Consider the following 19,821-nt stretch of genomic DNA (forward strand, 5'->3'; position numbering starts at 1 on the left):
AGTGCACACCGCCGACGGGCGACCGCTGCACGACCGTCACGGAACGGACACCTGTACCGCCGACCCTGGCCCCCGGAACACCCCGCACCCGGGAGGCCCGATGGACGCCCCGACCGCCGCTCCGATGCCCGCCGCTCCGATGCCCGCCGCTCCGATGCCCGCCGCTCCGATGCCCGCCGCTCCGACGCCCGCCCTGACCCCCGTGCTGGCCCGCACCGCCGTCCGGGCCGCCACCGCGACCTGGGGCGGTGACCGGCGCCGCCAGCGGCTGCTGGTCTGCACCGCCGCCGAGCTGCTCACCGCCCGGGGGCTGCGCGTGCGCGTCGTCTCCTCGCCCACGGCCTGGCCGCGCGGCCCGCGCCTGGTGGTCGCCAACGCCTCGTGCTGGACCGACGTGCTGGCGCTGGCCACCGTCGTCCCCGGCACACCGGTGGTCGACGCCGCGCTCGTGGACAGCCCGCTGCTGCGCTCGCTCGCCCGCCGCGGCGGGCTGCTCGTCGACGACGGCAGCGGCGCGGTCCGCGGCGAGGTCGCCGAGCTGCTGCGCCGCGGCGCCACCGTCACCTCCCACCCCGGGGGCGCGGCCGCCGACGGCGAGCCCGGCCGCTTCCGCGCCCGCGCGGTGGCCGCCGCCGTCGACGCGCAGGCCGTCGTCTGCCCGGTCGCGGTGCGGCAGGTCGGGGACGTCGTCGAGGTCCACCTGCTGCCCGCGCTGCAGCCCGGCGGCGACGCCCGCGCCCTGGCCTCGCTCGCCGAGTACGCGGTGGCGCACGTGCTCGAGGACGGCGCGCGCGTGGCGCCCGCGGCCCGGCCGCCACGCCGTCGCAGGACTGTCCGCGCCCGTTCGGGGTACGGCCGCGCCCGTCCCTGACCCCACCGGAGGAGGCTCCCGTGCAGCCCGACACCCTCGTGGACCGCGACGGCGCCGACGACGGCGCGCCCCCGGTCCGGGTGCCGGCCACGGCCGAGGTCCTCGACCTGTCGAAGTGGCGGCTCAACGCGCTGCCCGACGTGAACAGCGACGAGGACTGGGACGACGACCGCGAGCTGTTCGGCCCCGACGGCCTGCGGGTCGAGACCTGGCGCGAGGGCTACCCCTACACCGAGCGCATGGAGCGCCGGGAGTACGAGATCGAGAAGCGCCGGCTGCAGATCGAGCTGCTCAAGCTGCAGGGCTGGGTGAAGGACACGGGGCAGAAGCTGGTCATCGTCTTCGAGGGCCGCGACGCCGCGGGCAAGGGCGGCACCATCAAGCGCGTCACCGAGCACCTCAACCCGCGCGGGAGCCGCGTCGTCGCCCTGGACAAGCCGTCGGAGCGCGAGCAGAACCAGTGGTACTTCCAGCGCTACGTGCAGCACCTGCCCGCGGCCGGCGAGATCGTGCTGTTCGACCGGTCCTGGTACAACCGCGCCGGCGTCGAGCGGGTGATGGGCTACTGCACCGAGGAGCAGTACCAGCAGTTCCTCGTCCAGGCGCCCGAGCTGGAGCGGATGTTCGTCGACAGCGGCGTCCTGCTGTTCAAGCTGTGGTTCTCCGTCTCGCGCGGCGAGCAGCGCTCCCGCTTCATCGTCCGCCAGATCGATCCCGTGCGGCAGTGGAAGCTCTCGCCCACCGACCTGGCCAGCCTCGACAAGTGGGACGCCTACACCGAGGCCAAGGAGGCGATGTTCCTGCACACCGACACCGCCCACGCGCCGTGGACGGTGATCAAGAGCAACGACAAGAAGCGCGCCCGGCTCGAGGCGATGCGGCACGTGCTGTGCCGGCTGGACTACGAGGGCAAGGACTGCGACGTCGTCGGTGACCCCGACCCGCTGATCGTCGGCGCGGCCGCCGACGTGCTGGAGGAGCACGCCGACACCGCGGTCGCCCCGCCGCTGCCGCGGTACGCGCGCCGCTGACCGGTTCCATACCCCCCCGTCTGCGGCTCTCTAGCCGGGGAACGAGAGAGCCGCAGACGGCCTCAGAGAGGTGGCCGCCGGCGACCGTGCCCGGTGGCCTGCTCGACGGCGTGCGCCATCTCCAGCAGCCGCCGGTCCGCGCGCGGCGCGGCCACCATCTGCAGGCCCACCGGCAGCCCGTCGTCGGTGAAGCCGCCCGGCAGGGATAGCGCGGGGCAGCCGGTGGCCGAGACCAGCGTGCAGGAGCGCATCCAGCCCAGGTAGTCCGCCTGCGGGACGCCGGCGACCTCCGCCGGGTACTCCTGCTCGACGGGGAAGGGCAGCACCTGCGTGGTCGGCGCGAGCAGCACGTCGTGGGTGTCGAAGAAGCGCACCACCCGCTCGTGCAACCGGGTGTGGGCGAGCTCGGCGCGGGCGACGTCGGCGCCGGTGAGCGCCGCCCCGACCGAGGCGTTGCCGCGGATGGCGGCCTTCACCTGCTCCGGCGAGCGGCGGACGACGTCGCCGAAGGTGGCCTCGAACAGCCAGGCCCGCAGCGTGCCGAACACCTCGTCGGCCTCGCGGAGGTCGGGGCAGGCCTCCTCGACCGTGGCGCCCAGCGACTCGAGCACCGGCAGCACGCCGCGCAGCACCGCCGGGATCGCCGGGTCCACCGGCACCAGGCCGCCGAGGTCGGGCGCCCAGGCCACCCGCAGGCCGCGCAGGTCCTCCGGCAGCGCCGCGGCGAACCCGGCGGGGTCGTCGGACAGCGAGATGGGCACCCGCGGGTCCGGCCCGGCGATCGCCGACAGCGTCAGCGCGACGTCGGCCACCGTGCGGCCCATCGGCCCCTGCACCGACAGCGTCGACCAGCCCATCGCGGCCGGCCAGGTGGGCACCCGGCCGGGTGTGGGCCGCAGCCCGACGACGTTGCAGAACGCGGCCGGGTTGCGCAGCGAGCCGCCCATGTCGCTGCCCTCGGCCAGCGGCACCAGCCCGGCCGCCAGCGCCGCGGCCGCGCCGCCGCTGGAGCCGCCCGCCGACAGCCCGTGCCGCCAGGGGTTGTGCGTCGCGCCGAACAGCGTGTTGAACGTGTGCGACCCGGCCGCGAACTCGGGCACGTTGGTCTTGCCCACCCGGACCGCCCCGGCCAGCCGCAGCCGCTCGACCACCAGCTCGTCGCGCGCCGGGACGGTGTCGGCGTGCAGCGGCGAGCCCCAGGTGGTGCGCATGCCGCCGGTGGCGTGGGTGTCCTTGTGCGCCACCGGGAGCCCGTGCAGCGGCCCGACCTCCTCCCCGGCCGCGAGCGCGGCGTCGGCGGCATCGGCCGCGGCCCGGGCACCCTCGACGTCGAGGGTGACGATCGCGTTGACCTGCGGGTCGACCCGCTCGATCCGGGTCAGGTGCGCCTCGAGCAGCTCGCGCGCCGACACCTCCCGCGCCCGCACCAGGGCGGCCAGCTCGGTGGCCGGGCGCAGGCAGAGGTCGTCGTCGGCGGCGCGGTCGGCGGCGCGGTCGGCGGTGCGGTCGGCGGTGCGGTCGTCGTGAGCGGCGGAGGTCACCGGGGGAGGGTGCCACGGCGGGCGCCGTCGGGCGGCACGATCACCGCGTGGAGCCCGTGATCGAGGTGACGACGAGCGGGGACCCGGCACTGCTGGCGCTGGTGGCGGCGCAGGAGCGGGAGGTGATGAGCCGCTACGGCGTGGCGGACGCCGGCCCGGGCCTGTCCCCGGACGCCGCGTGCCTGCTCGCACGCCTGGAGGGCCGTCCGGTCGGGTGCGTCGCCCTCGGGTCGCTGGGCGGTGGCGTCGGCGAGGTCGAGCGGATGTACGTCGACCCCGCGGCCCGCGGGCACCGCATCGGACGCCTCCTGCTGCAGGGCGTCGAGGACCTGGCGGCCGCGCGGGGGGACCGGCTGCTACGCCTGGAGGCCGGCACGGAGCAGCCGGAGGCGCTGCGGCTCTACCGCGGCAGCGGCTGGCGGGAGATCCCGTGCTACGGGTACTTCCGGGACGACCCGACCACCGTCTGCTTCGAGAAGTCCGTCGCCCCCACCGGCCACGTCCCGGCCGGCTGACGACCACCCCGGGAGTCGCCGCGGTGCACGCGCCGGGGACGATCGGGCCCATGACCCCTGAGGCGGAGACGACCCCCGAGGCGGAGCCGACCCCCGAGGCGGGGACCGCCCCGACCGCACCGGACGAGGGGGCCACCTTCGCCGACCTCGGCCTGCGCCCGGAGCTGCTGGCGGCGCTGTCCCGGCTCGGTTACGAGGAGCCCACGCCGATCCAGCGCGAGGCGATCCCGCCGATGGCGGCCGGCCGCGACCTCCTCGGCCAGGCGGCCACCGGCACCGGCAAGACGGCGGCCTACGCGCTGCCGGTCCTGCAGCGCCTGCCCGACGAGCGCCCCGGCGGCGACCCGCTGGCGCTGGTCCTCGTCCCGACGCGCGAGCTGGCCATCCAGGTGTCGGAGGCGCTGCACCGGTACGGCCGCGACCTCGGCGCCCGGGTGGTGCCCGTTTACGGCGGGCAGCCGATCCCGCGCCAGCTGCGCGCGCTGGAGGCCGGGGTCGACGTCGTCGTCGCCACCCCCGGCCGAGCGCTGGACCTCCTGCAGCGCGGCAGCCTGCGCCTGGGCGGCGTGGCCACGGTGGTGCTCGACGAGGGCGACGAGATGCTCGACATGGGCTTCGCCGAGGACCTCGAGGCGCTGCTCGACGAGGTCCCCGAGGAGCGGCAGACGGTGCTGTTCAGCGCCACCATGCCGCGCCGGCTCGACAGCATGGCCCGCCGCCACCTGCGCGACCCGCTGCGCATCCAGGTGGCCCGCGAGGTGCCCACGGAGGGGGAGGCGCCGCGCGTCCGGCAGACGGCGTTCGTCGTCGCCCGTGCCGCCAAGGCCGCCGCGCTGGGACGGGTGCTCGACGTCGAGAGCCCGACGGCGGCGATCGTCTTCTGCCGCACCCGCGACGAGGTCGACGACCTCACCGAGACGCTCAACGGCCGGGGCTACCGCGCCGAGGCGCTGCACGGCGGGATGAGCCAGGAGCAGCGCGACCGCGTGATGGGCCGGCTGCGCGGCGGCACCGCGGAGCTGCTGGTCGCCACCGACGTCGCCGCCCGCGGCCTGGACGTCGAGCAGCTCACCCACGTCGTCAACTACGACGTCCCGGCGGCGGCGGAGACCTACGTGCACCGCATCGGCCGGGTGGGCCGGGCCGGGCGCGAGGGCGTGGCTATCACGCTGGTCGAGCCGCGGGCGCACCGCATGCTCAAGACGATCGAGCGGGTCACCGGCGCCCCGATCAAGGTCGAGCGGGTGCCCACCGTCGCCGACCTGCGCGCCCGCCGGCTCGAGCTCACCCGCGCCGCGCTGCGGGAGAGCCTGCTCGGTGACGACCTCGAGCGCTTTCGGGGCGTCGTCGAGACGCTCACCGACGAGTTCGACGTCATGGAGGTGGCGCTCGCCGCGGTCAAGCTCGCCCACGAGGCCACCGGCGGGCCCGACGACGAGGAGGAGATCCCCGAGGTCACCCTGCGGCCCGAGCGGCCCCGGCGCGACGGCGACCGCGGCGACCGCGGTCAGGGGCGGCCGCCGCGGGGCCGGTCGGGCCCGGGCGGGGACACCGAGCGGCTGTTCATCGGTGCCGGGCGCAGCGCCGGCGTCCGCCCGGGCGACCTGGTCGGCGCCATCGCGGGGGAGACCGGGCTGCGCGGCCGCGACGTCGGGGCGATCGAGATCGCCGAGCGGTTCAGCCTGGTCGAGGTGCCCGCGGCGTCCGCCGACGAGGTGATCGCCGCGCTGAAGGCGAGCTCGGTCAAGGGCCGCAAGGTCACGGTCCGCCGGGAGCGGTCCCCGGCCTGAGCGCCGCTCCGGTGACCACGCGCGCATGCCGGGCCACGCTGCGTGCGTACGGGCCGCGCGCCGGAGCCCGATCGGCGTGGCCGGCCGCCAGGCGGTGTGGTCCGGATCACACTCGTGCCCCTGTGAGCCGCCGCCCAGGGCGGTGGGTCGCAGGCGAGCCGGCGCAGCAGCGCGCCGGCCGCCGACCGGGAGGAGCGTCCGTGGCAGGCAACAGAGCGGTCATGTACATGGGTCCGGGCAAGGTCGAGGTCGCCGACCTGGACTACCCGGGGTTGGAGCTCAAGGAGGGGCCGGGCGTCAACCCGGCGAACGTCGGCCGCAAGACGCCGCACGGGGTCATCCTGCGGACGGTGGCCACCAACATCTGCGGCAGTGACCAGCACATGGTCCGCGGCCGCACGACCGCGCCCGAACGTCTGGTCCTCGGCCACGAGATCACCGGGGAGATCGTCGAGAAGGGGTCCGACGTCGAGTTCCTCGAGGTCGGCGACATCGTCAGCGTGCCCTTCAACATCGCCTGCGGGCGCTGTCGCAACTGCAAGGAGGGCAAGACCGGCATCTGCCTCAACGTCAACCCCGACCGCCCGGGCTCGGCCTACGGCTACGTGGACATGGGCGGCTGGACCGGCGGGCAGGCCGAGTACGTGCTGGTCCCGTACGCGGACTGGAACGCGCTCAAGTTCCCGGACCGCGACCAGGCGCTGGCCAAGATCCGCGACCTGACGATGCTGTCGGACATCTTCCCCACCGGCTACCACGGCTGCGTGACCGCCGGGGTGGGCACCGGCTCGACGGTCTACATCGCCGGGGCCGGCCCGGTGGGGCTGGCGGCGGCTGCCTCAGCCCACCTGCTGGGCGCGGCGGTGGTCATCGTCGGCGACCTCAACGCCGACCGGCTCGCCCAGGCGCGCAGCTTCGGCTGCGAGACCATCGACGTCTCCAAGGGCGACCCGAAGGACCAGATCGCCGAGATCCTCGGCGAGCCCGAGGTCGACTGCGGCGTGGACGCCGTGGGCTTCGAGGCCCGCGGGCACGGCGAGGGCGCGCAGCAGGAGGCGCCGGCGACGGTGCTCAACTCGCTCATGGACATCACCCGGGCCGGCGGTGCGCTCGGCATCCCCGGGCTCTACGTGACCGGCGACCCAGGTGCGGTCGACGACGCCGCCAAGGTGGGCGCGCTGTCGATCCGGCTGGGGCTGGGCTGGGCGAAGTCCCACGCCTTCACCACCGGCCAGTGCCCGGTCATGCGCTACAACCGCCAGCTGATGATGGCGATCCTGCACGACCGGGTGCAGATCGCGAAGGCGGTCAACGCCGAGGTGATCCCGCTCGAGGACGCCCCGCGCGGCTACCAGGAGTTCGACCAGGGCGCGGCGAAGAAGTACGTGCTGAACCCGAACGGCCTCGTCCCCGCCTGATCCGGGGCCGGGGGAGGAGCTGGAACGGCCCTCCTGCCCCCTGCCGCGAGCGGTGGGGGGCGGTGAGGTGCTGGAACGGCCCCCTCGCAGGGGCCCGCCGCGAGCTCGCGAGCGGTGGGGGGCGGTGAGGTGCTGGAACGGCCCCCTCGCAGGGGCCCGCCGCGAGCTCGCGAGCGGTGGGGGGCGAGGGGGTCCTTCCTCAGCGCCGGATGGGGCCGGCCGGGTCCTCGGGGACGACGTCGGGGATCCGGTTCGGGCCGGCGACCAGCGGCCGCGGGACGTCCTGCCGGTGCAGCCGGACCGCGACGAGGGCGACGTCGTCCTCCGGCGTGCCGTCGACCAGGCGGTGCAGGACCTCGTCGAGCAGCTCCTGCAGCGGACGGTCGGCCAGCTCGCGCAGCGCCTCGCGCAGCCGGGCCATGCCGGCGTCGAGGTCGGCGTCGCGCCGCTCGATGAGCCCGTCGGTGAACAGCAGCACGGTCGAGCCGCGGTCGAGGGTGACCACCGACTCCTCCCGGCGGGTCGCCGGGTCGACACCCAGCAGCAGGTCGCCGCGCCAGGACGCCAGCTCGGCCACGCTGCCGTCGGGGTTGGTCACCAGCGGCGGCAGGTGGCCGGCGTTGGCCCAGCGCATCCGCGTGACGCCGCGGCGGCGCTCGTCGTCGGTCTGCTCGAACCGGGCGACGGTCGCCGTCGCCAGCACCCGCGTCTGCAGCAGGGCCATCGACGCGTCCAGCCCGCGCAGCACCTCGCCGGGGCCGGCGTCGCTGTAGGTCGCGATGCCGCGCAGGAGCCCGCGCAGCTGCCCCATGGCCGCGGCGGCCTCGGTGTCGTGGCCGACGACGTCGCCGATGACCAGCATCGTCGCCCCGCCCGGCTGCAGGAACGCGTCGTACCAGTCGCCGCCGACGCGGGCGGCCTCCGCCGCCGGCAGGTAGCGGACGGCGATCTCGGCGTGGTCGGGCTCGGGCGGCTCGGTGAGCAGGCTGCGCTGCAGGCCCTCCGCCAGCGCCTGCTGCTGCCCGTAGAGGCGCGCGTTGTCCAGCGCCAGGCCGGCGCGGTCGGCGACGTCCTGGGCGGTGGCGAGGTCCTCCTCGCGCGGGGCCCAGCCGCGGCGGTAGTACAGCGTCATGACGCCGAGGGTCCGGTCCCGGCCGCGCAGCGGCAGCGCGACGCCCGACTCGGGGCCCAGGGCGGCCAGCAGGTCGCGCGCCTCGCCGTCACCGAGCAGGTCGAGCACCGTGGTGGCGCGCTCGACGACCGCCTCGCCGGTCAGTAGCGCCCGCATGAGCGGCGCGGTGGCCGGCATGGCGTCGAGCCGGGCGGCGACGTAGCGGTCGAGCAGCGGGCGGGCCGAGGGGTCGGCGTGCCAGTGGCCGACGTCGCGGGGGCGGCCGTCGGGGTCGACGACGGTGACGATGCACCAATCGGCCAGCGCCGGGACCACCAGCCGGGGCAGGTGCGCCGTCGCGGTGTGCGCGTCCAGGGCACCGGCGAGCTCGGCGCTGACCTGCGCCAGCAGGGCCAGCCGCTGGGCGCCGCGCTCGGCCCGGTCCTGCACCCGCCGGCGCTCGGTGACCTCGAGGAAGTAGACGCTCAGCCCCTCGGGGCTCGGCCAGGCGCGCAGCTCGTACCAGCCGTCGAGCGGTGCGGGGTAGTGCGCGTCGAACTGCACCGGCGTGCCGGTTCGGACGGCGGTGCGGTAGTTCTCCTCGAAGGCGCTGCCGACGGCGGCGGGGAACGCCGTCCACAGCTCCTGGCCGAGCAGGTCGTCGCGCTCGCGCCCCAGCAGGCGCTCGGCCTCGGCGTTGACGTGGGTGAAGCGCCACTGCCGGTCGAGGGAGTAGAAGCCGGCCGGCATCGCCTCGAGCACCCGGGTCACGCGCAGCCCCGAGGCCCGCTCGGCGGTGGTGTCGTAGGCGGCGCCCAGCATGCGGGTGGGCGCGCCGTCCTCGTCGCTGAGGGTGCGCCCGCGGGCCTGCACCCAGCGGGTCTCACCGCCGGGCCACACGACCCGGTACTCGGCCTCGTACTCGCCCCGGGAGTCGATGCTGCCCTGGATGGCGTCGCCGACCCGCGCCAGGTCGTCGGGGTGGATGCGCTCGTTGAAGGCCTCGATCGTGCCGTTGAAGGACTCCGCGTCGTGGCCGAACATCTCGATCAGGCGGGCGTCCCAGACCAGCTCCCCGGTGCGCAGGTCCCAGTCGAAGGTCCCGATGCCGGCGGCGTCGATGGCCAGCCCCCAGCGCAGCCGGTCGCTCTCGTACTCGGTGCGCAGCGCCGCCAGCTCGAGTTCCGTCATCGCGGCGGAGGCCAGCTGGCGCAGGACGGCGACGTCGGTGTCCGACCACGGCCGCGGGGTGGGGGTGACCACGCAGAGGACGCCGACGACCTGCCCCTCGGAGTCGAGCAGGGGCGCGCCGAGGTAGGCGCCGACCATGCCCGCGGCGACCGGCTCGAGGTCGGCGACGCGGGGGTCGGCAGCGGCGTCGGGGACGGCGAACGGCGTGCGGTCGGCCGCGGCCACCGCGCACGCCGTGGACTCCAGCGGCACCTCCGCGCCGACGGTCCCTGCCGGGAGGCCGACGGCGGCGACGACGACCTGGACGTCGTCGATGAGGGAGAGCTGGGCGATCGGCGCACCCAGCAGCCGGGCGGCGAGCCCGGTGAGCCGGTCGAGCGCGGAGCTGGCGTCCCGCAGCCGCAGCCGCCGGGCGGACCGGGTGCGGCCGCGGTCCTCGGTCAGTGCCTGCACCGCGGCGCGCCGGTCGGCCGCCGGTGCCGGGACGTGGGGGCGCGACGTGTCGTCCACCGAACCTCTCCGTGCGGCTCGTGGCCGACTCGATGCAGCGCTGCACTCGGCCGGCTGGCTCTGGTCGGGCGCGGTTGACACTGTAAGCGACCCTGTTCGTCGCGCACAGGCCTGACGGGCGGTGCGACGAGGCACACCGACGGTGACGCACGCCCGTCAGGACGGTCGCAGCACCAGCGTCAGCGCCGTCCCGCCGTCGTGTTCCACGTGCAACCCCGCCCGGCGCAGCAGCGCCCGCACCCGGACGACGCCGTCCGGCTCGGCGGTCGTGGTGGCGAGCAGGCGGGCGACGAGGCCCTTGTGCGCCTTGTTCGCGTGGCTGACCACCGTGCGGCTGCCGTCGGCGCGCACGCTGACGACGTCGACGGTCACCGCGCCCGGCACGGGGGCCAGGGACTGGTACGCGGCGCTGCGCAGGTCGACGACGAGCTCACCGGACCCGGCCAGCACCGGCCCGAGCGCCCGGCGCCACAGCGCCCGCAGGGGCGGCAGGCCGGGGAGGGTGCAGCCCGCCGAGAGCCGGTAGGCGGGGATGGGGTCGCCCGCGCGGACCAGCCCGAACAGCGCCGACCCCACGGCCAGCCGCCGGTCGGCGCGGGCCCGCTGGGCGCGGGTCAGCGTGCGGACGGCGAGGGCGTCGTAGAGGACGCCGGTGTAGCGCTGGATCGCCGGCGTGGTCGGGCTCGTGCACAGCGCGGCGTTGCGGGCGAGCTCGGCGTCCTGGCCGGGGGAGAGGCCGAGCGCGGTGCGGGCGGCGGGCGGGTCGGCGGCCAGGTCGACCAGCGCCCGCACCAGCCGCTCGCGGACCGGTGTCAGCTCCGGTGTGCCCAGCGCCGCCAGGTCAAGCGGGGCGCCGTCGCCGTCCGGCGCCTTGGTCTCCGAGGGCGGCAGGAGCACGAGCACGGCCGGTCAGGCTACGTCCGCGCCCGGTGACGTGCTGGAACGGCCCCCGTGCAGAGGACCGCCGCGAGCCTGCGAGTGGCGGGGGGCACGGGGGTCCTTCGTCAGGTCCAGTAGAGGAGGCGGGCGCCGGGGAGGCGCTCGGCGACCTCGCGCTCGAACCAGCCGCGCAGCTCGGTCATCGTCTCCTTGCGGTAGACGTGCTTGACCGAGCCGAACTTGCCGCGCTTGGTGGTGCGGCGGGACTCGTCCATCTCCAGCTTGGTGCGCGGGTACCAGTCGAGCAGCGTCTCCTTGCTGCCCGGCGTGAACCGGTGGGTGATGCACTCGACGGTGAGGTCGTGGCCGGCCGGGACGGCGGCGGCGATGCCGTCGAGCAGCTCGGCGTACTGCTCCCGCCAGCCGTCGACCGGCATGATCGGCGCGATCGTGACGCCGACCGGGTAGCCGGCCGCGGCCACGGCCGCCAGCGCGCGCAACCGGGCGGGCACCTTCGCCGTCGCACCCTCGAAGCGGCGGTCCACCGACGTCGCGTTGACCGAGAACCGCAGCCGGGTGCGCCCACCGTGGGGGAGCTCCAGCAGGTCCGCGACGTCGTCGAACTTGGTCGTGGCACGCAGCTGGACGGGGCCGGGCCACTCGTGGGTGCCGAAGTGCTCGACCATCCGCGCCAGGCCGCCGGTCAGGTGCTCGATGGCCAGCGGGTCGGTGTAGCAGGACGCCTCGAACGTCGTCCCCTCGCCGCCGCGCTCGAGCGTGCCGGAGGTGACGGCGCCGCGGCCGACGTAGTCGTCGAGGCCCTCGAGCACCTCGTCGAGGTCGGCCCACACCCGGGTGATCGGCGGGCCGGACAGCGAGCCGGCGAGGTAGCAGTACTGGCAGTGCGCGGGGCAGCCCTCGGCCAGGTCGAGCCGGAAGTCCGCCGACGGCGGGATGGGCTGCAGCTTCCGCTTGGACGGCGGCGGCACGACCAGGGCCATCGTGTCCTTGGCGGCCATGAACGCGGCGCGGTCGTCGTCCCCCTTGAGCGACGGCAGCCGGTCGCCGGGGAGCAGCTCGATCGCGTCGACGCCGGCGGCCTCGAGCCGGGCGAGCACGCGCTGCCCGTGCGGGCGCTCGGCGGCCGAGCGGGTGACGAGGACGCGCTTCGGCGTCCAGAGGCGGGACGGCCCGGGAGCGGCCGGAGCGGGGACGGCGGACGGGGCGGGCGGTGCGAGCAGCGCGGTCATCGCCGGGTACAACACCGCGCGGCCGGCCCCGATGCCCCGGCGGGGCGCATCCGTGCAGGTCGGCCGGTGAGGTGGGCCACCCGGGGGAGCGGTCGCCGCGGCGTCGTCCCGGGGAGGCGACCGGGGCACTGGACCGCCGGGCTCCGCGCGGGGGAGCATGCGGCTCTGTTATCGCTCCGGACATTGGACAGCCCGCGACCCGCGGAACGAGGCTCCGGGGCGACAGCGAGGAGGCTCGAGTGCCGGGACGTGCACGCCGGCCGGCCGGCCGTGGTCGCTGAGGAACCGGCGGCCCCGGATCCGGCCCTGCTCTCCGGGCCTGCCCAGACCGCCGGGCTGCGCATGGGCACGCCCCGTGGCCGCTGGGTGCTCTTCACGACCGTGCTCGGCTCGAGCCTGGCGATGCTCGACGCCACCGTCGTCAACGTCGCCCTGGAGCGGATCGGGGCCGACCTGGGCGCCGGCTTCAGCGGCCTGCAGTGGACGGTCAACGCCTACACGCTCACCCTCGCCTCGCTGATCCTGCTCGGCGGGTCGCTCAGCGACCGGCTGGGCCGGCGGCGGGTGTTCCTCGTCGGGGTCGTCTGGTTCGCCGCGGCGTCGCTGCTGTGCGGGCTGGCGCCGAACATCGAGACGCTGGTGGTGGCCCGGGCGCTGCAGGGGGTCGGGGGAGCGCTGCTGACCCCGGGCAGCCTGGCGATCATCTCGGCGTCCTTCGCCGGTGAGGACCGCGCGGCCGCCGTCGGCGCCTGGTCGGGGCTCGGCGGTGTCGCGGGCGCGATCGGACCCTTCCTCGGCGGCTGGCTGGTGGAGTGGAGCTGGCGTGCGGTCTTCCTGGTCAACCTGCCGGTCGCGGTGCTCATCCTGGCCGTCGCCGCCCGGCACGTCCCCGAGACGCGCGACCCCGACGCCGCGCCCGGGCTCGACTGGACCGGGACGGTGCTCGTCGTCGCGGGCCTCGGCGGCCTGACCTACGCGCTCACCGCGGCAGGGGAGGACGGCCGCAGCATCCAGGTCGTGCTCTGGGGCGCCGTCGGCGTCGTCGCGCTCGTGGCCTTCACCGTCGTGCAGCGCCGCTCCCGGCACCCCCTCGTGCCGCCCGTGCTGTTCCGCAACGCGCAGTTCTCCGCCGCCAACGCGGTGACGCTGCTGGTGTACGCCGCCCTCGGGGTGGTGTTCGTGCTGCTGGTCCTGCAGTTGCAGGTGGTGTCGGGCTACAGCCCGCTGCTGGCCGGCACCGCGCTGCTCCCGGTGACCGCGCTGATGCTGCTGTTCTCCGCCCGCGCCGGTGCCCTCGCCCAGCGGATCGGGCCGCGGCTGCCCATGACCGTCGGGCCGCTGCTGGCCGCGGCCGGGCTGCTCCTGCTCTCGCGCACCGGCCCCGGGGCGTCCTACGTGGCCGACGTCCTGCCCGGCGCCCTGGTCTTCGGCGCGGGGCTCACCCTGCTCGTCGCCCCGCTCACCGCGACCGTGCTCGCCTCGGCCGAGGACCGCTTCGCCGGGGTCGCCTCGGGCGTCAACAACGCCGTCGCCCGCGCCGCCGGCCTGCTGGCCGTCGCGGTCGTCCCCGTGGCGGCGGGGATCGGCGGCGACGACTACACCGACCCGGACGCCTTCGGGTCCGGCTTCCGGACGGCGATGCTGATCTGCGCCGGCCTGCTGCTCGCCGGCGCCGTGGTCGCCGCCGCGGCCGTCCGCCGCCCGCTGGACCGGGCGGCCGTCCCCGCCGGCGACGCGGGGTGGGGTGAGGCCCGGCTGCCGCTCGAGGAGTGCCTGCACTGCGGCGTCGACGGCCCCCAGCTGCACCCCCGCGGGACGACCGCGGGCCGGCCCCGGGACGACACGCCGTGAGCACCGCCAGCGAGGTCCGGCCGCCGGCCGCCGCCCCCGGGCCCGACGGGCAGTCGCGCGCCGCCGGACGGGGCCTGCTCGCCCGCATCGCGCCGCTGCGCCGGTCGCTGCGCACCGAGGCGGGCAGCGCCGGGCTGCTCCTGGCCGCGACCGTCGTCGCGCTGGTGTGGGCCAACTCCCCGATGGGCGACAGCTACTCGACCTTCTGGCACACCGAGTTCGCCGTCCGCATCGGCGGCACCGAGCTCGCCCTGGACCTGCAGCACTGGGTCAACGACGGCCTGATGGTGTTCTTCTTCTTCGTCGTCGGCCTGGAGATCAAGCGCGAGCTGGTGATCGGCGAGCTGACCGACCGGCGGCGGGCCGCGGTGCCCGCGCTGGCGGCCGTCACCGGGCTGGTCGTGCCGGCGCTGGTCTACGTGGCGTTCAACCTCGGCGACGAGGCCGCGGCGGCGTGGGGGGTGGTCATCTCCACCGACACCGCGTTCCTGCTCGGCGTCCTGGCCCTCGTGGGCCCGGCCTGCCCGGCCCAGCTGCGGCTGTTCCTGCTGACGCTGGCCATCGCCGACGACGTCGGGGCGCTCACCGTCATCGCGTTCTTCTACACGGAGGACCTGCGGCCGCTCCCGCTCGGCCTCGCCGTCCTCGGCCTGGCCCTGATGGTGGGACTGCGGTACCTGCACGTGTGGCGCGGCCCGGCCTACATGGTGCTCGGCATCGCCGTGTGGGTGGCCATGTACGAGTCCGGCGTCCACCCGACGCTGGCCGGGGTGGTCATCGCGCTGTCCACCCCGGCCTACGCGGCCCGGCGCGAGGAGGTCGCCGACGCCGCCCGGCTGGTGCGGGCCTACCAGCAGTCGCCCAACCCGCAGTTCGCCCGGGCGGCGCGGCTGTCGATCGACCGGTCGGTGTCGGCCAGCGAGCGGCTGCAGCAGCTGTGGCAGCCGTGGACGAGCTTCGTCATCGTGCCGGTGTTCGCACTCGCCAACGCCGGGGTGCCGCTCACCGGGGAGACGCTGCGGGCCGCGGCGTCCTCGCCGGTCACGCTCGGCGTCGTCGCCGGGCTGGTGCTGGGCAAGCTGGTGGGCATCCTGCTGGGCACGGGCCTGGCGGTGCGGCTGCGGCTGGGGGAGCTGGCGCCGGGGCTCAGCGGTCTGCAGGTGGCCGGGGGCGCCGCCCTGTCGGGCATCGGCTTCACCATCTCGCTGTTCATCGTCGACCTCGCCTTCGACGACGGGGACGCGGCCGGCGACGACGCGCGGGTCGGCGTCCTGGCGGCCTCGGTGCTGGCCGCGCTGCTCGGCTGGGCGCTGTTCCGGCTCGCCGACCGCCGCCGCCCCGCGGGCACCGGCCGCCCGCTCCTGCTCGACCCGCCCGTCGACCCGGAGCGCGACCACGTCCGGGGGCCGGCCGACGCGCCGCTCACCCTGGTCGAGTACGGCGACTTCGAGTGTCCCTTCTGCGGCCGGGCCACCGGCACGGTCGAGGAGCTGCGCGAGCGGTTCGGCGACCGGCTGCGCTACGTGTTCCGGCACGTGCCGCTCACCGACGTCCACCCGTACGCGCAGCTGGCCGCCGAGGCGGCCGAGGCCGCCGCCGCGCAGGGCCGCTTCTGGGAGATGCACGACCGGATCTTCGCCGGCCAGGACCGGCTCACCCCCGCCGACCTGCTCGAGCACGCCGCGGAGATCGGCCTGGACCTGTCGCGCTTCGCGCGCGACCTCGGCTCGGGCCGCTACGCCCGCCGCGTCCAGGAGGACGTCGACTCCGCGGAGTCCAGCGGCGTGGAGGGGACGCCGACCTTCTTCGTCGGCGGGCGCCGGCACACCGGCCCCTACGACGCCGACACGCTGGCCGCCGAGCTGCTCGCCGCCGCCGGGGACGACGACCGGCCGGCGGCGCCCCCCGCGGACGGCGTGCCCGCCGGCCCGCCGGTGCCCGCGCTCGGCCCGCACGCCGGCGCGCGGCGGGCCGTCCCCGACGCGGCACCGGTCCCGCTCCCGCCCGACCTGCCCGAGACGGCCGACCGCTACGGCGCCTTCCCCCGCCTCGACGACGCCCAGCTCGAGCTGCTCGGCCGGTACGGGACCCGCCGGACGTGGCAGCCGGGCGAGACGCTGTTCCGCGAGGGCGACCCCGGCTACGACTTCCAGGTGGTGCTCTCCGGCGCCGTCGCCGTCGTCGAGCACGCCGGCGCCGCCGACCAGCGGGTGGTCTCCGTGCACGGCGAGCGGCGCTTCCTCGGCGAGCTCGACCTCTTCAGCGACCGGCCGGTGTTCCTGACCGCCGTCGTGCTGCGCCCCTCGGAGGTCGTCACGGTCCCCGACGCGCAGATGCGGACGGTCTTCGGCCAGGACCGCGCGCTCAAGGAGACGGTCCTGCGCGCGTTCCTCATCCGCCGCTCGATGCTGCTCGAGCTCGCCGCCGACCTGCGCGTCGTCACCCGGGGCCCGTCCGCCGGCGTCGAGCGGCTGCGCCGCTTCGCGCGGGACCACGGCCTGACCGTCGTCGTCGTCGACCTCGAGGACGAGGACGAGGACGACGACGACGCGACCGCACTGCTGGCCGACCTCGGGGTGACCGAGGACGACCTGCCGGTGGCCGTGTGGCGGTCGGAGCAGGTGCTGCGCGACCCCACCGACGCGGAGCTGGCCGCCCTCGTCCAGACCCCGCACCCCGTCGTCCAGGAGGACACATGACCCAGCCCGCGGAGACCGCCGGCCGGCCCGGCGGCCGGGGCAGGCCCGTCCTGCTCACCGTCGACGACGACCCCGGCGTCTCGCGCGCCGTGGCCCGCGACCTGCGCCGCCGGTACGGCGACCGCTACCGCGTCGTGCGCGCCTCGTCGGGGGAGGAGGCGCTGGAGGCCCTGCGGGAGCTGAAGCTGCGGGGGGACCCCGTCGCCGCGCTGCTGGCCGACTACCGGATGCCGCAGATGAACGGCATCGAGTTCCTCGAGCAGGCGATGGACCTCTTCCCCCGCGCCCGCCGCGCCCTGCTCACCGCCTACGCCGACACCGACGCCGCCATCCAGGCGATCAACCTCGTCGACGTCGACCACTACCTGCTCAAGCCGTGGGAGCCGCCGGAGGAGAAGCTCTACCCGGTCGTGGACGCCATGGTCGAGACCTGGCTGGCCAGCCCCGACGCCGCGCTGGCCGACGTGCGGATCGTCGGGCACCCGTGGTCGGCGCCGTCCTTCGCCGCCCGGGACTTCCTCGCCCGCAACGCCGTCCCCTACCGCTGGTACAGCGCGGAGGAGCCCGAGGGTCGCCGGCTGCTCGAGGCCGCCGGCGCCGGGCCCGACGACGTCCCGGTGATCGTGCCGCCCAGCGGGGAGGCGCTGTTCTCCCCGACCGAGGCCGAGCTGGCCGCCGCGGTCGGGCTCACCGTCGAGCCGAGCACCGACTTCTACGACCTGATCGTGGTCGGCGGCGGGCCGGCGGGGCTCGGCGCGGCCGTCTACGGCGCCTCCGAGGGGCTGCGGACGGTGCTGGTGGAGCGGCAGGCGACCGGGGGACAGGCCGGGCAGAGCAGCCGGATCGAGAACTACCTGGGGTTCCCCGACGGCGTCTCGGGCGGGCAGCTCGCCGACCGGGCGCGGCGGCAGGCCGCCAAGTTCGGCGCCGAGGTGCTCACCGCCCGCAAGGTGACCACGCTGGAGACCCAGGGCCCGGCCCGCGTCGTGCGCTTCGCCGACGGCGGCTGCATCGCCGCGCACGCCGTCATCCTCGCCACCGGCGTCGCCTACCGGCAGCTCGAGGCCGAGGGGGCCGGCGCGCTGACCGGCCGCGGCGTCTACTACGGGTCGGCGATCACCGAGGCCGCCGCGTGCGCCGGGGAGCACGTCTACATCGTCGGCGGCGCCAACTCCGCCGGGCAGTCCGCGGTCTTCTTCGCCCGGCACGCCAACTGTGTCACGCTGCTGGTGCGCGGGACCTCGCTGGAGGCGTCGATGTCGCACTACCTGATCCAGCAGCTGGCCGCGATCCCCAACGTCGTGGTCCGGACGGGCACCACCGTGGTCGCGGCCCGCGGGGAGGACCACCTGCAGGAGCTGGACCTGCGCGACACCACGGGCGCGGTCGAGACGGTGCCGGCGTCGCACCTGTTCGTCTTCATCGGCGCCGCACCGCGCACCGAGTGGCTCGACGGCGTCCTCGCCCGCGACCGCCTGGGGTTCCTGCCGACCGGGCCGGACCTCGTCGTCGACGGCGCCCGGCCGCCGGGCTGGCCGCTGCAGCGCGACCCCTACTTCCTGGAGTCCAGCGCCCCGGGGGTGTTCGTGGCCGGCGACGTCCGCGCCCAGTCGGTGAAGCGGGTCGCCTCCGCCGTCGGCGAGGGCGCCATGGCCGTCACCCTGGTGCACCGCTTCCTGGGGGACCGGTGACCGCGCATACCGCCGACGACGCGGCCGCGGCGCACGCCCGGCTCTCCCCGGCCGAGCTGCGCGAGCTGTTCCTGTTCGCCGACCTCGACGACGCCCAGCTGGCGTGGGTGTCCGAGGCCGGCGACGTGGTCTCCCAGCCGGCCGGCAGCGACGTCTCGGTCGAGGGGGAGCCGGCCGAGTGTTTCCACGTGCTGCTGTCGGGGACGCTGCGCATGACCCGCCTCGTCGGCCGCGACGAGGTGGAGACGGTGCGGACCGACTCCCGGGGCGTCTACAGCGGCGCGGTCCAGTTCTACCTCGGCGACCAGATCGAGCAGGTCTACCCGGCCACCGTGCGGGCGGTCACCGACTGCACCTTCCTGGCGCTGCCCGCCGCGGAGTTCGCCGCGCAGTTCCGCCGCTGGTACCCCATGGCCGTCCACCTGCTGCAGGGGCTCTTCCTCGGCATCCGCAGCTCGAACGAGCTGGTCGGTCAGCGGGAGCGGCTGCTGGCGCTCGGCAAGCTGACCGCCGGGCTCACCCACGAGCTCAACAACCCGGCGGCGGCGGCCTCGCGCGCCACGTCGGCGCTGCGCGAGCGGGTGGCCGGCATGCGGCACAAGCTGGCGCTGCTGGCGGAGGGCCGCTTCGACGGCGGGCAGCTGCGCCGGCTCACCGAGCTGCAGGAGCGCTTCGTCGACCGGATCGGCACCACCGGCGAGCTCAGCGCGCTGGAGCGGTCGGACCGCGAGGACGAGCTCGGCGACTGGCTCGACGACCACGACGTCGCCCGGCCGTGGGAGCTGGCGGCGGTGTTCGTGCCGGCGGGCCTCGACGTCGAGTGCCTGGAGGCGGTCGCCGAGGCCGTCGAGGACGACTTCCTCGAGCCGGCGCTGCGCTGGCTGGCCTACACGGTGGAGACCGAGATGCTGCTCGGCGAGATCATCGACAGCACCGGCCGCATCTCGCACCTGGTCGGGGCCGCCAAGCAGTACTCGCAGCTCGACCGGACCCCGAACCAGCCGACCGACGTGCACGCCGGCCTCGACGCCACCCTGGTGATGCTCAGCGCGAAGACCGGGCCGGGGATCCGCGTGGTCAAGGAGTACGACCGCAGCCTGCCGCTGGTGCCCGGGTACGCCGCCGAGCTCAACCAGGTGTGGACCAACCTCATCGACAACGCCCTCGACGCCATGGCCGGCTCCGGGACGCTCACCCTGCGCACCTCCCGGTCGGACGACTCCGCCGTGGTGGAGGTGGGGGACACCGGCCCGGGCATCCCCGAGGAGGTGCGCCGGCGGGTGTTCGAGCCGTTCTTCACCACCAAGCCGGTGGGCCAGGGGACGGGCCTGGGGCTCGACGTCGCCTGGCGCATCGTCACCCAGCGGCACCGCGGGGTGCTGAAGGTGCGGTCCCGGCCCGGGGACACCTGGTTCGTCGTCCGGCTGCCGCTCTCGGAGGCCCCGGCCGCCGGCTGAGCCGGCGCCGCCCGCC

Annotated in this window: 13 protein-coding genes; 9 read left to right on the top strand and 4 right to left on the bottom strand. The window is 76.0% G+C overall.

Annotated elements, in window-relative coordinates; genetic code table 11:
- Positions 1 to 169 precede the first annotated feature (169 nt).
- Both BM165_RS13180 and ppk2 read left to right on the top strand, forming a co-directional pair.
- A complete protein-coding gene (locus BM165_RS13180; protein WP_177225191.1) occupies positions 170 to 871 on the top strand; it encodes a 1-acyl-sn-glycerol-3-phosphate acyltransferase in 702 nt (233 codons plus the stop codon).
- 20 nt (positions 872 to 891) lie between these two features.
- The gene (ppk2, locus tag BM165_RS13185) at positions 892 to 1,902 is read left to right on the top strand and encodes a polyphosphate kinase 2 (protein ID WP_244274215.1); all 1,011 of its coding nucleotides are present in this window, start codon (positions 892 to 894) and stop codon (positions 1,900 to 1,902) included.
- A 62-nt stretch (positions 1,903 to 1,964) separates the two neighbouring features.
- On the opposite strand, the gene BM165_RS13190 is transcribed toward ppk2, so the two are convergent.
- On the bottom strand, positions 1,965 to 3,443 hold the full coding sequence (locus BM165_RS13190; protein ID WP_075013997.1) for an amidase: 1,479 nt from the start codon (positions 3,441 to 3,443) through the stop codon (positions 1,965 to 1,967).
- 47 nt (positions 3,444 to 3,490) lie between these two features.
- Here BM165_RS13190 and BM165_RS13195 point away from each other — a divergent pair, with 47 nt between their 5' ends.
- The 3 genes from BM165_RS13195 to fdhA all read left to right on the top strand — a co-directional run bounded on the left by BM165_RS13195 (position 3,491) and on the right by fdhA (position 7,166).
- Positions 3,491 to 3,958, top strand: coding sequence for a GNAT family N-acetyltransferase (locus BM165_RS13195; protein ID WP_083427324.1), 468 nt, complete (start codon positions 3,491 to 3,493; stop codon positions 3,956 to 3,958).
- A 50-nt stretch (positions 3,959 to 4,008) separates the two neighbouring features.
- Positions 4,009 to 5,748: a DEAD/DEAH box helicase gene (locus BM165_RS13200; protein WP_075013998.1), complete on the top strand. Its 1,740-nt coding sequence runs from the start codon at positions 4,009 to 4,011 to the stop codon at positions 5,746 to 5,748.
- 200 nt (positions 5,749 to 5,948) lie between these two features.
- Positions 5,949 to 7,166: a formaldehyde dehydrogenase, glutathione-independent gene (gene fdhA / locus BM165_RS13205; RefSeq protein ID WP_075013999.1), complete on the top strand. Its 1,218-nt coding sequence runs from the start codon at positions 5,949 to 5,951 to the stop codon at positions 7,164 to 7,166.
- Between the two features lie 199 nt (positions 7,167 to 7,365).
- On the opposite strand, the gene BM165_RS13210 is transcribed toward fdhA, so the two are convergent.
- The 3 genes from BM165_RS13210 to BM165_RS13220 form a co-directional block, all read right to left on the bottom strand.
- On the bottom strand, positions 7,366 to 9,978 hold the full coding sequence (locus BM165_RS13210; protein ID WP_075014000.1) for a SpoIIE family protein phosphatase: 2,613 nt from the start codon (positions 9,976 to 9,978) through the stop codon (positions 7,366 to 7,368).
- Positions 9,979 to 10,134: 156 nt separating this feature from the next.
- Complete coding sequence (gene yaaA, locus BM165_RS13215) at positions 10,135 to 10,881, bottom strand: peroxide stress protein YaaA (RefSeq protein WP_075014001.1); 747 nt, start codon at positions 10,879 to 10,881, stop codon at positions 10,135 to 10,137.
- A 101-nt stretch (positions 10,882 to 10,982) separates the two neighbouring features.
- Entirely contained in the window at positions 10,983 to 12,107 is a 1,125-nt protein-coding gene (locus BM165_RS13220; protein ID WP_075014002.1) for an SPL family radical SAM protein, read from the bottom strand.
- 342 nt (positions 12,108 to 12,449) lie between these two features.
- Here BM165_RS13220 and BM165_RS13225 point away from each other — a divergent pair, with 342 nt between their 5' ends.
- From BM165_RS13225 to BM165_RS13240, 4 genes are read left to right on the top strand one after another with little or no spacing between them, the layout of a single operon-like run.
- Positions 12,450 to 13,958 (top strand): MFS transporter, encoded by a 1,509-nt coding sequence (locus tag BM165_RS13225; RefSeq protein WP_075014224.1) that lies wholly within the window; start codon positions 12,450 to 12,452, stop codon positions 13,956 to 13,958.
- A complete protein-coding gene (nhaA, locus tag BM165_RS13230) occupies positions 13,955 to 16,657 on the top strand; it encodes a Na+/H+ antiporter NhaA (protein WP_075014003.1) in 2,703 nt (900 codons plus the stop codon). Before BM165_RS13225 ends, nhaA begins: the two co-directional genes overlap by 4 nt.
- Positions 16,654 to 18,348, top strand: coding sequence for an FAD-dependent oxidoreductase (locus tag BM165_RS13235; RefSeq protein ID WP_075014004.1), 1,695 nt, complete (start codon positions 16,654 to 16,656; stop codon positions 18,346 to 18,348). Before nhaA ends, BM165_RS13235 begins: the two co-directional genes overlap by 4 nt.
- Positions 18,345 to 19,805, top strand: a complete 1,461-nt coding sequence (locus BM165_RS13240) for an ATP-binding protein (RefSeq protein ID WP_075014005.1) — start codon at positions 18,345 to 18,347, stop codon at positions 19,803 to 19,805. Before BM165_RS13235 ends, BM165_RS13240 begins: the two co-directional genes overlap by 4 nt.
- Positions 19,806 to 19,821 lie beyond the last annotated feature (16 nt).

Source organism: Geodermatophilus obscurus, from assembly GCF_900115395.1.
Classification (GTDB): domain Bacteria; phylum Actinomycetota; class Actinomycetes; order Mycobacteriales; family Geodermatophilaceae; genus Geodermatophilus; species Geodermatophilus obscurus_B.